This is a genomic window from Rothia sp. HMSC061D12 (assembly GCF_001836735.1).
Lineage (GTDB): Bacteria > Actinomycetota > Actinomycetes > Actinomycetales > Micrococcaceae > Rothia.
The window spans coordinates 155,079-167,037 of the sequence record NZ_KV830307.1 but is presented as its reverse complement, the minus strand read 5'-3'; the positions used below and the strand labels follow the sequence as shown (position 1 = coordinate 167,037).

Here is an 11,959-nt window from a genome sequence, read left to right as displayed (position 1 = left end):
TTCTCCTTACTCAGCGGGGGTCGCGAGGCTAACGTACTTGCGACGCATGGACAGCAGGACGGTTGCGGCATTAGCCAGAAGAAGCAGTGCGTAGACGATGACGAATACGGGGCCGAAGCCAACGAAAATGTAAATCCAGCAGAGGGTGCCAGCGTCCATGTGCAGGTTGATGAAGGAGCGCAGGGGACCACCGGTCGGCGGTGCCGCGGTCTTGCGGTTGTTGCGCAGCTGCTCAGCCAGAATCTGGCTCATGAAGTGACCTGCGGTCAGCGCGGTGAAAATCATCGGCATCGCAATGATCCAGCCGTTGAATGCGCTGGAGCCGGTAAAGGAGTAGTGCGCCGGGTACAGCAGGAAGGAGAGCAGGGTTGCCATGTGCACGGAAGGCACGCGGATGGAGTCGACCACGTGGTCGAGCCACTCACCGGCGGGGGAGGACGCGCCGGTCACGCGAGCAACCTGGCCGTCAGCGGAGTCCAGACCGTAACCGAGCGCGAAAAGCAGGGCAACGCAGATACCTACACCAACGCTGGGCGGGCAGGTAATCAGAACGATGATGCCTGCCGCGGAACATGCAGCGGAAATTGCGGTGACGCCGTTGGGGGTGATGCCCAGCGCAACAGCTGCCGCAGCGAAGTAGCGTGCTACTCGGCGGTTGACCCAGCGGGTGTAGGCGGGAACGCCAATGCCGGGCTTCTGCGCTGCTTCAAGAGAGCGCAGGGTGTGAGAAAACTTCGCAGAAAATCCCGATGCGGGCGCGGAGTTCGGGGCGTGAGGTGCCTCAGAGGTGGACATGCACATTCCTTTTTAATCGGTGAGAGGAGTGAAGGAGAGTGAATTACTCCCTTTCGGGGTGGTTGCGAGAAAGTCCGGAAGTCTCGCACGCGAAAAAAGAGGTGGTTGGTCCCTTTTTTCACGTACACCACTATATAGATATTTTACAACGAGATGAAGTGCAACAGGGGGCGTGTGGTCAGGGTCAACAATTGTGTCGTAAAAACCCTCTGACAATGCGCTTTGGTGCAGATTTGCGGGATCCTTCGGGTAGGCTTGGTGTGCTGTTAGAGGGGGTTATCGGCGCTTTGTTCTCGTGAATTGTGGATTTAGAAAACATTTCTGAACATTGTGCAGAGAGGCACATGACAGAAGCACAAATAATGGGAATAAATGATGCAAAAAACACGGAAAAGTGGGGAATATACGCAAATGGGGTTTGATTTCCTGAATCATTCAGAAAATCAAACCCCATTTAGCTGAGATTATCTAGAAGGTATTAGTTCCTTCGAGACTGCATCGGAACGCGGGTTCCGACTCCGTTATTGACGATGCGTCGCTCGCCCTGGCCGGCTGCCGCGTTGTTCGCGTTGTCGACCACGGGCTGCTCAGCCTCGTGTGCGGCGGGAGCATCCGCCTCCTTGTCAGCTTCCTTCTCGGCAGGCTGCTCAGCAACCGGTGCCTTAGCGATTGCCTGCATGTCGAAGCTTACATTCGGGCGAACGTTTCGTCGACTGATGCCCGGATGAACCTCAACTGCGATGAGGTTCTCGCCAACCTTCAGCTTGGAAGAAGGAACGGTGAAGGTCACCGGAGTCTTCTGAGCCGTAGCGGTATCAATCGAGCTCGATGCAATCGCGCTATTCCACAGCTTTCCACGAGTGTCAAAGTTGGAACGACCAACCTCTTCACCGTTGACACCCACCGCAATAGCGTCATCCGCGTAAGTGGTCAGCACGAGATCACGGCTGGCCTGCTCACGAGTGAGCTGGATGGTGGTGTAGGCGTAGATATTGTGGCGGGAACGCACGAGCGGAACCTTAACGGAGGTGTTGAGGTTACCAGTACCGACCCCAATCGGGGTCTTGCCGGTCTGCCATGCTTCCTGCGCAATATCTTCCAGGCTGAAGTGGAAGTTGTACTTCCAACCGTACTTACGGTTGGGAGCCTGGGTAGAGACCATGTACTTCCAATCCGAGGCGTAGGGCAGAACAATCTGGTCCTTAGCGGCTTCTTCCTTCGGATTCTCAGGCTTGGGATCGGCGGGCTTAGGCTCCTCAACCTTCGGGTCCGGATCCTGGACCTTCGGTGCCTCAGTAGTCGCTTCTGCACTCGGGGTAGCGCTTGCCGAAGCACTGGGGTCAGCGCTCGCGGTCGGGTCAGCAGCTGCAGTCGGATCCACACTTGCCGTCGGGTCAGCGGTAGGAGTCTCGGTTGCGGTCTCCGTGGGGGTAGGAGTCGGGCGAACCGGAGCTACCTGAACCGGAGTGGATGCAGAGTAGTTATCCGAGCTGTCCACTGCACGCACAAAGTAACGTGCGTTATCGGTGTGGTCAATCTCGAACTTCGTACCCGAAGTGCTAGCGATAACTCGGTCGTCACGCAGAATCTGGTAGCGGACACTACCGGTATCCTGCACGGCATCCCAGGTCAGAACGTCCTTATCGTCCTTCAGCTCAACCTTCAGGTTCTGCGGGGTAGGCGGAGGAGCCACATCGCGAGCCTCAAAGCGCGCAAAACCGACGGTATCCTGAGTACCGTGAACACCCAGCGAACGGTGAATATCGCCGCCAACCCACAGGGTGCCCTTCGAATCCACGAAAGACTCCCAGATACCGAATCCGTGGTCACCCTTAATAGCAGGGGAGAACTCCGGCAGCATCTTACCGCTGTCCTTATCGAAAGCAGCAACCAGCTTGACCGAGTGAATCACGCTCGAACCGCCCACGGGGGTCCGCTTGTTACGCGAATCCTGGTAGAGGAAGTCGCCGCAGTGGCAGGCGCCGTAGATGGTGTTACCGTGCAGGTGCAGATCCTGGAAGTCTCCACCATCGCGGGTAATCGCGGTGTAGGTGGGGGTCAAGGACGCCTTATCGTAACGAGAGATGAGGTGCTCGGTACCGCCCACCCAGACGCCGGTACCGGCATCCTGGACGTCGAACTGGAAACCCCAAATTTTGGTTTCATTACGCAGGTCAGAGACATTAGCGCCAGCAGGAATCTCAGACTGCTGGTACGCCCACGGGCTGCCCTTCTGCATATGCTGAGTAATATCAGCCACGCGGTAGGCAAGGCCACCGTTGAGCCAGGTGAAGTAACCGGCTACGTAAACATGAGAGTTATCAGCGGAGGCGCTAATACCGTTGACAGTACCGTTGAACACCTGGCGCCAGTTACGGTCTATACTCACAATACCGGGCACACCGTTAGAAGGCTCGCCCAACTTAAAACGGGCAATATTGCGCGAATACGCCTCACCCGCCTTTTCACTTTCATAAATGTGGGTAAAGGTGCCGCCAATATACACGTAGTCACCCTGACGGTGAATGGTCTTCACTGTCATGACCTCGGTACGAATGCGATCTTCGACTTTAACCTGGGCCCATTCAGGGGCAACTTCACCGGTTGTGGCGTCAACAACGACGAAGCTCTCATGCTTCTCACCGTTAACAAGCTTGAAGTTACCGCCAACAGCCAAACGGTTATTCGGCAGAGCCTCAACAGCCTTCACCTGACCGTCAACAGTCAGCTTAAAATCGCGGCGCAACTCGCCGGTCACCGGGTCAAAAGCAGCAATATTAGATTGCGCAACACGCTCACCGGTAGAGGACTCAAGGTACTCGAAGTCGCCACCAATAAACACGCTGGAGGTGCCGTTACCGTGATCGACCTCGGTAATGGCCTCAACGTAGGTGTTCATTTCGCCGGTTTTACCGGAGGCGGTCCTGGCGCTGGTTCGCCAGCGCCAATCCGCCGAACGGCTATTGGGCAGGGCACGACGAGCGCTCGCCGGGGTACCGGAATCCGGGATAGCGCCCAGGTTCAAATCATTCTGGGTCAGCTTCGGGCGCAGGAACATCTGGGTGTAACCGAAAGAGGCCTCACCGTTGCTTTCCTTACCGTAGATGTAGGAGTTCCGCGCATCGGTGATTGCCGGCTCAGAGCCATCCTGCGAAATGGGAGAGTTTGCACCGTAACGGAAACCCATACGGTAATCCTGGGACGCCATTTCCTCAAAGAGCATCGTCCTGAAGCCGTAGTTCTGGCCGCCCAGCATATGGTCCTGCCACTCGCCGTTAAGCCAGTCCCTGCGGCCATTCTCGTCGTAGGAAGAGAACTCGCTAGGGTTCGTGACGACCGCGTTAGACCAGACAGCGTTCGAACGCAGAGCCCAGGTCCACTCGGAGGTCTGACGGCGCTCCACCGTCGCCTCCTGCCACTTAGTGCCAGAAGTGTTTACAGCGCGACGGAAACGGTAACCATCGGACAGCTGATCGGGGCGGGTGCCGTTGAGCAGCTGAGAAATAGTGGTACCCGAAAGCTGAATCGGGGTCTTTGCGGCGGGCAGGGAGCTCAGAGGCTTGCCCTGCTCGAGAGTCAAACCGGACGATGCGGGGGCGGCATCGCTGTAGAGCTGGGAGGTGTCACCCTGGCCCTCATAGTTTTCGGTCCAGCCGTCACGGCCCTCACCAATCTTGACCCAGCCGCCGCCATCAGTCTCCTGATCGCAGTAGAACTGAGTCGGCTGGCTCATCGCGGGAGTGTACAACCAGTAGGCGCCGCTCTTTGCCTCGGGGTTAGCCTGCTTGGCTTCCCAACAGCTGGCGGCAGCACGCTCGGAGGTCGTGCCATTGTAGAAAGCAGAGTCCCTTTTTTCCGCAGTCTGTTCGACAGCGGTACTCGGCGTAATAGCGGGGATAGCTACGGGCAAAGCCAAGGCCGTAGCAATGCTCAAGCAAAGAGTTGAGCGGGTTATAGCAGAACGAGAAAAGCCTGAGCCCGTCATGCCAAGTTGGGCTTTCATAATATCTCCAAATGAATGCCAAGAAATGTTATTGAACGCGCATCAACATTAATGCGCTATGGACGATAATGCGCGGTTTCCAGCGAATCATAGCTGGAAACCGGCATCTTTAGTTAGACCCTAACAATCAGGATTGTTCGGGAAATCATGGGTCGCAATCTTCCACTGACCATCGACCTGAACGAGGGTGTAAATATTGAGTGAACGCTTGGGAGAATTGTCATCCTTAACGGGCTGATTATTCTCGTCATAGATCTTCACAGAGGAAGAATCCATGCATACTTCCAGCATGCGTGCGGGCTGACCCTTGTACTGAGTTGCAGTCATACGGGGAGTGCCCACCACAGTGGAAGAACCTTCATAGTGCCAGCCTGCCAGTGCGTATTCGGAAGCCTGCACGGCAAACTCAGCCGCAGCGGAATCAACAGCCACAGCCTCGATGGAGCGAATCGTCTCATCATCGAGAACGGCACGAGCCTGCTCAACGTTCTGCTGCTCAGCCTCTTCATCACTGCTCGGGTCAGCGGTGCGTTCGGGAGAGGGAGCAGCGGAAGGAGCCGCCTTAACCTTGGTCAGAATGTTCTCAAAAGAATTGACCAGCTCGGTAGTCTTCTTCACTTCTTCAGTATCAACGGGCACGGAAGAAGCATTCTTCATTTCCTCCGAACCGGTGTAAATCTCTTCAAGCTTCTGGCCATCAGAAGAAGTAGCCTTAGCATCCGCCTTGGGGGACGCCTCGCCCGAAGCCGCGGCGGATGCAGAAGCGGTGCCCTGCTCAGAGACCTGGGGAGAGGTGCTCGACGACTGCTTTGACGAAGCGTGTGCAGAAGCGGAAACGCTTGCGGAAGCAGAAGCGGAGGAGGAGCTGTCGGTGCTCGGGTTTTCAGTAGCGCAAGCGCTCAGAACCAGAGCAGATACTGCAAGGGTGCCCAGAGTGCCCAGAACGCGGGACCGGGAGGGCTGCTTGAAGAATGCTGACATAGGAAGCCTCTTTAGTGGTTGGAGTGAGAATGACTATATTCCGGAAGATAATACCCCGCGCAGTCACGAGGCACCTAAAGGCTAACACGTAAAGCTGGGAGAATACTTGAACCCATAAAAATAACGTTTTTATAAATGATGAGAATAGAACCTAGATAATGACCTAATATGCCCTATTTAGAAGGTAAATGTATATCTCTGGCTGAAAAAACCTTCATGTAAATGAATGAAATAGATTCACTATGTGCAAAAAAGTCCCGGGCTGGTTATAAAACCAGCCCGGGACTATAGGACGAACGTCACTAAAATTCTTTGTCATAAAAGTGCATATCGTCCTGATGAGGGGTTATGCCGCCTGAACTGCCTCGGTACTTGCCGAATAGTTATCCGCAGTATCTACCGCACGCACATAGTATCGGGCGCCGTCGCGGTGGTCCACCGAATAGCTCGTACCAGTCACCGTTGCAATCGGACGATCATCGCGCAGAACCTGGTACTTCACATTACGTTCGGAAATACCCGACCAAGTCAGCTGATCCTTCGAGCCGTTCTTCGTCACCTTCAGGTTGCTCGGGGTAACCGGAGGAGCCACATCGCGAGGTGCGTAACGAGCGAAGCCAATAGTCGGCTGCACACCATTAGCACCCAGTGACTTACGGATATCGCCGCCAACCCACAGAGTGCCAGTAGAATCCACGAAGGACTCCCACACACCGTAGCCATACGCGCCGCTCATAATCGGTGCGAACTCCGGCAGCATCTTGCCGCTGTCCTTATCGAAGGCAGCTACCAGGCGAATAGTCTGAGCATCCTGTGCACTCTCCCACGCTTTCTCCCAAGTAGTTGAGTTCTGGTAGATGTAATCACCACAGTGGCACGCACCGTAAATAGTGTTGCCGTTCAGGTGCAGATCCTGGAAATCGCCACCCTCACGAGTAATCGCGCTATACGTGCGGCGCATGGTTGCCTTATCGTAACGGCTAATCATGTGCTCAGTACCGCCAAGCCACACCGAAGAACCAGCGTCCTGCACGTCGAACTGGAAGCCCCACATCAGACGCTCATTCTTCAGATCATTCAGACGGGCACCTTCAGGAATATACGAAGGCTGGTGGTTCCAATTGCTGCCCTTCTGAGAGCCCGACTTCATGTGTGCAATACGGAAAGCCTCAGCACCATTGAGCTGAGTGAAGTAACCAGCGACGTACACATCGGTGTTGCCCTCAGAAGCGCTCACGCCGTTGACCGTACCGTTAAAGACCGGACGCCAGTTCCAGTCCACCTCGCCATTGCTCAACTTAATGCGAGCCAGGTTCCTAGCGTACGCATAAGTGGGGGAGGTCTGACCCTTCAGGTGAGTGAAGGAGCCACCAATATACAGGTAACCATCACGCACATGCAGAGTCTTAATCTGCACCGGGACAGAAGCAATGCGGCTCACCGGGCGGATATCCCAGTCCTTAGCGATCTGACCGGTCTGCGGATCCAGAATCACGAAGCCATTGTAGTACTCACCGTTCACCTGGGTGAAGGAACCGCCCACAGCAAGCAGACCGTTCGGCAGGGCCTCAACGGACTTCACCTGACCGTTAATCTTCGGGCGGAAGGAACGGCGCAGCTCGCCGGTACCCACCTCGTAACCCGCCAGGAACGCCTGCTCAACCTTCTCGCCGCTTGCCGACTCAACGTACGCGAAATCGCCACCGGTAAAGACAGTGCCACCAACCTCGGTGATAGCCTCAACCTGGGTGTTCATCTCACCCTTCTTGCCGGTGCCGGTGTCAGCGCTGGTGCGCCACTTCCACTTCTCAGAGTAGCTATTGGGTAGTGCGCGGCGATTACTTGCCGGAGCACCCTGCTGACCGTAAGCGTGCAGACCCTTAGCCGCCAAATCGTTCTGAGTCACCTTCGGGCGCAAGAACATCTGAGTGAATACCAGGGGAGGGTTTGTATCATTCGCCGGGCGGTAAATGTACGAGGACTGGTTGTTCATCTTGTACGCAGTCAGCCAGTTACCAATCTGGGCATGCACACCATACGAGAAACCCTGCTTATATCCCTGAGAGGCTTGCTCCACAAAGTACAAGCCGCGGAAGTCGTACGCATCATGGGAGAAAATACGACCCATCTGCGACTCGCGGGAAGAATAGTTATAACGAGTGTAGGGGTAAGGGTTCTTGATCGTAATATCAGACCAGTACATCCTCGCACGCAAAGACCAAGACCACTGGGGGCTTGCCACACGCTTAGCGGTGAAATCCTGCCACTTAGTTCCTTCAACATTCAACGAACGGTGGAAACGCACGCCATCCGCCAAATCCTGCGGGCGACTACCGTTCAATAGAGCATCCACCTTATTCGAGGGAAGCTGCACCGCATCAAAACCGGTAGGGTTCTTATACAGCTGGTCAGCGTTACCACGACCGTAGTAGTTCTCGGTCCAGCCCTCACGACCGCGGCCAATCATGACCCAGCCGCCACCTTCAGTTTCCTGATCGCAATAGAACTGCTCAGGAGCACTCATCGCAGGAGTGTACAGCCAATAAGCGCCGCTCTTAGCCTGCGGGTTATTCTGCTTGGCTTCCCAGCAGCTCGCCGCAGCGCGCTCGCTCGAAGAACCATCGTAATAGCGGGCATCAGCAGCCTGTGCACCCGAAGCAATCGGGCCCAAAGAAGCCGCAACCATCGCAAAAGAAGCAGCCGCCGCGCCCAAAGCGCGGGAGCCAGAACGAGAAGCTATGCGAGAGCCCTCAGAAGCGGAGGAAGCAACGTCCTGCGAACGCCCTCCACGCGTGAACGGAAGAAAATTCATTTGTCTCTCCTAGAGACCTCAACCGGCACATAGCAGAAAAATGCAATTCACACAGCAACACCCACCCAACACAAGGCACAGCATAGTGACCATGCATCGGGGAAAGAAGAAGCGGTATGAACTGCACTAACAGCGAGTCTGCTGCCGGAATCAGTGAGTGTAGTTATCGGAAATTGAATGAATACGCCCCGCCCCTCAAGAACGAAGCCAACAATGGCAACGCACCCATAAGAAGCGGAACGCTAAAAATCTGTGAAACCTCCCCTGCCGTACCAACAGCGAAGAAACACCACAGACAAAGATTCAGCCCATCATCGAAAAGGACGGAAGCAACCTATCCGACGCAATGAATCCCAACCCATCATAGCCGCCACAGGGGCGAAGAGATAGCAAACTGGGAAATCCGGACCAAACCAAAACTATAGGGGACATACACCCCGGGTGTACCGCCGCCTGCTCCGAACCCTGCAAACCCTGCAGAACCCGGAACAGGCGGCGGCTCAAAGAAAATAGATCAGCAACCTGACCTAAGCCTGAGCAGCTCCCGTAGAAGCCGAGAAATTCTCAGACGCATCGATGGAACGCACGTAGTAGCGAGCGCCATCGGTGTGCTCAACCTCGTAGCTGGTGCCCGAGACCGTAGCAATCACACGGTCATCACGCAGCACCTGGTAACGGGTGCCCGCCTCGCGAACGCCAGACCAAGACAGCTTATCCATCGAACCATCACGCTGAACCGACAGGTTCGACGGGGTCGACGGGGGAGTTACATCGCGAGGCGCAAAGCGAGCGAAACCGACAGTGCGCTGCTCACCATTAGCACCCAGCGAACGGTTGATGTCGCCGCCAACCCACAGGTTGCCGCGAGAATCCACGAAGGACTCCCAGACACCGTAGCCGCTAGCACCCTTCAGAACCGGGCTGAACTCGCCAACAACCTCGCCACTGTCCTTATCGAACGCTGCGACCAGGCGCATACGGTGAACCGCCTTCGACTCCTTCCAATAGGTGTGGTAGCCGGTGGAACCCTCAAAGAGAACGTCACCGCAGTGGCACGCACCGTAAATGGTGTTACCGCTCAGGTGCAGATCCTGCCAGTCGCCACCGTACTTAGAAATCGCGGTGGAGATACGGCCGTAACCGTTCTTCGAGTAGTTCGCAATCAGGTGGTCAGCGCCAGCAGTCCACACGGTCGAGCCGGCATCCTGAACATCGAACTGGAACGCGTACACAATACGGTCAGTAATGTTCAGCTTCAGCGACGGCTCCCACTCCCACTTAATGTTCGAAGCGTTAGAGCCATTCAGCGCAGCCAAGCGGAACGCACGCTGGTTATTCAGCTCAGTGAAGTAACCCGCAGCGTGAACAGTAGAGTTATCGGACGCGGCGGTAATGCCGTTGACCGTACCGTTGAAGTTCGGGCGCCAGTTCCAATCCACCGCACCGTTCGAAAGATTAATACGAGCGGCACCACGAGAGTAAGCGTACGCCTTAGAAGTGTTGCCCTTCACGTGGGTGAAGTTACCGCCAATGTACAGGTAACCATCCTGAACCAGCAGGGTCTTCACCTGAGCCGCAGCACCGTTACGGCGCTGAACCTGAACATCCCACGTGCGGTCAATCTGACCGGTGGTCGCATCCAGAATGACGAAGTGATCAACCTTCTCGCCGTTGACCTCGGTGAACTCGCCACCGACCGCCAGGCGGTTATTCGGCAGCGCCTCAAGAGCCTTAATCTGACCGTTGAAGGTCGGGCGGAAGGAACGAACCAGCTCGCCCGAATCCACGTTGTAGCCAGCCAGGTACGACTGGTCCACGCGCTCGCCGCCAGCAGACTCAACGTACTTGAAGTCGCCACCGGTGAAGACGGTGTCACCCACCTGAGTAATAGCCTGAACGTAGGTGTTCATCTCGTTCTTCTTGCCGGTGCCAGTCTGCTCACTGGTGCGCCAGCGAACGGGCATCGTGTAGCTATTCGGCAGGGCGCGGCGGTTACTAGCCGCGGATCCAGAACCAATCTGCGAGAAGTGCAGGTCACGCTGAGTCAGCTTCGGACGCAGGAACACCTGAGTGAAGGGGATAGAGTAACCGGCAGAACCGCGCTTGTGGTAAATGTACGAATCCGAGTTCTCGTTACCAAAGTTCACCAGCGCACCGTACGCAAAACCAATCTGGTAGCCCTGGTTCGGGTTAGCGAAGAAACGCACCGAGCTGGTGGTAATACCCGGAGCCATCTCCGAAGCGGAACCGCCCATGTGAGCGGTGCGGTTAATGCCGGCACCGGTGAACTTCACGGTGCCCCAACGCTGACCGTAGCTCATCGCCCAGGTCCACTGCTCAGTCTGAGGACGCTGAACATAAACGTTCTGCCACTGGGTGCCCCTCGCATTGTGGGCACGGTGCAGGCGCATACCGTCGGGAAGATCCTGAGGCTTAATGCCGTTCAGCAGAGCATCGACAGTGTTTGCGGGAAGCTGGACCGGAGTAAAAGCGGAAGGGCCGGTGGGGTTCTGATGCAGCTGGTTCGGGTCGCCGGTGCCGTTGTAGGACTCGGTCCAGCCCTCACGACCGCGGCCAATCATGACCCAGCCGCCACCATCAGTTTCCTGATCGCAGTAGAACTGAGCCGGGCCGCTCATCTGCGGGGTGTACAGCCAGTAAGTGCCAGAAGAGGCAGAAGGATTAACCTGCTTGACCTCGTAGCAGGAAGCAGCCGCCTTATCACTGCTGGAGCCGTCATGGGTTCCGGTCGCAGCCGAGGCGGGAGTAGTAGGAGTAAGCGGTGCCGCAGTAAGAGCAGTACCAAAAGCGAGTGCGAAAGCGGCCCACTTCTTAGCGGACCATGAACGGGCATGGTGCTTTTCGGCGGGTTTGTTCGTGTATGTGGTTGTCATATGCGTCTTTCTGATGCGACGTTCCGGAAGAAACATCGAAAGATACGGTGAATTATTGCACTAGAAAAACCGCAGTAAATACTGAAAACCTGAGGTTGGTTGGAAGAGGTAAACAGAATCCGGAAGAGGATATACCGTCTGGTTTTTCTGTAAGTGTTAATGATTAGGGTACAGGATTAAGCTGTGAAAATAATGGTGCACAAAGTGCAAAGATTCCTGTGAGTATGTGATTTACGCCCCATGTAATGGGCGTTGTGACACAGGAAAAGACACAGAAGAAAACCATATTCAAATATCACCCATGAAAGTGACAGCCGAGTGCAAAAAGACATATATTCCACCGCGGAAGAACGCAGGAGAAAAATGCCAGAAAATGCAGACAAGTCCTACAATGGAAAAGCCGCATAAAACACCCCAAAACACACAAAAGCACCGTGAAATAAAGGCAAAACCACTCGGGTACCCAACCTCACG

At 55.6% G+C, this 11,959-nt stretch carries 5 protein-coding genes; all 5 read right to left on the bottom strand.

Annotation, left to right across the window (positions count from 1 at the left end):
* Positions 1-6: 6 nt before the first annotated feature.
* The 5 genes from HMPREF2682_RS07320 to HMPREF2682_RS07300 all read right to left on the bottom strand — a co-directional run bounded on the left by HMPREF2682_RS07320 (position 7) and on the right by HMPREF2682_RS07300 (position 11,485).
* Complete coding sequence (locus HMPREF2682_RS07320; RefSeq protein ID WP_044150701.1) at positions 7-795, bottom strand: CDP-alcohol phosphatidyltransferase family protein; 789 nt, start codon at positions 793-795, stop codon at positions 7-9.
* A 478-nt stretch (positions 796-1,273) separates the two neighbouring features.
* Positions 1,274-4,711 carry a fibrinogen-like YCDxxxxGGGW domain-containing protein gene (locus HMPREF2682_RS07315; RefSeq protein ID WP_246827284.1) on the bottom strand — a complete coding sequence of 1,146 codons (3,438 nt, stop codon included), beginning with the start codon at positions 4,709-4,711 and terminating at the stop codon, positions 1,274-1,276.
* Between the two features lie 207 nt (positions 4,712-4,918).
* Entirely contained in the window at positions 4,919-5,779 is an 861-nt protein-coding gene (locus tag HMPREF2682_RS07310; protein WP_070832830.1) for a hypothetical protein, read from the bottom strand.
* Positions 5,780-6,125: 346 nt separating this feature from the next.
* A complete protein-coding gene (locus HMPREF2682_RS07305) occupies positions 6,126-8,591 on the bottom strand; it encodes a fibrinogen-like YCDxxxxGGGW domain-containing protein (protein ID WP_070832827.1) in 2,466 nt (821 codons plus the stop codon).
* 527 nt (positions 8,592-9,118) lie between these two features.
* Positions 9,119-11,485 (bottom strand): fibrinogen-like YCDxxxxGGGW domain-containing protein, encoded by a 2,367-nt coding sequence (locus tag HMPREF2682_RS07300; protein WP_070832824.1) that lies wholly within the window; start codon positions 11,483-11,485, stop codon positions 9,119-9,121.
* Between the last annotated feature and the right edge of the window lie 474 nt (positions 11,486-11,959).

What these genes read in the sequence shown, in the direction of transcription:
- HMPREF2682_RS07300 (WP_070832824.1), bottom strand. Translation starts at nt 11,485, where the DNA reads ATGACAACCACATACACGAACAAACCCGCCGAAAAGCACCATGCCCGT.
- HMPREF2682_RS07310 (WP_070832830.1), bottom strand. Translation starts at nt 5,779, where the DNA reads ATGTCAGCATTCTTCAAGCAGCCCTCCCGGTCCCGCGTTCTGGGCACT.
- HMPREF2682_RS07320 (WP_044150701.1), bottom strand. Translation starts at nt 795, where the DNA reads ATGTCCACCTCTGAGGCACCTCACGCCCCGAACTCCGCGCCCGCATCG.
- HMPREF2682_RS07305 (WP_070832827.1), bottom strand. Translation starts at nt 8,591, where the DNA reads ATGAATTTTCTTCCGTTCACGCGTGGAGGGCGTTCGCAGGACGTTGCT.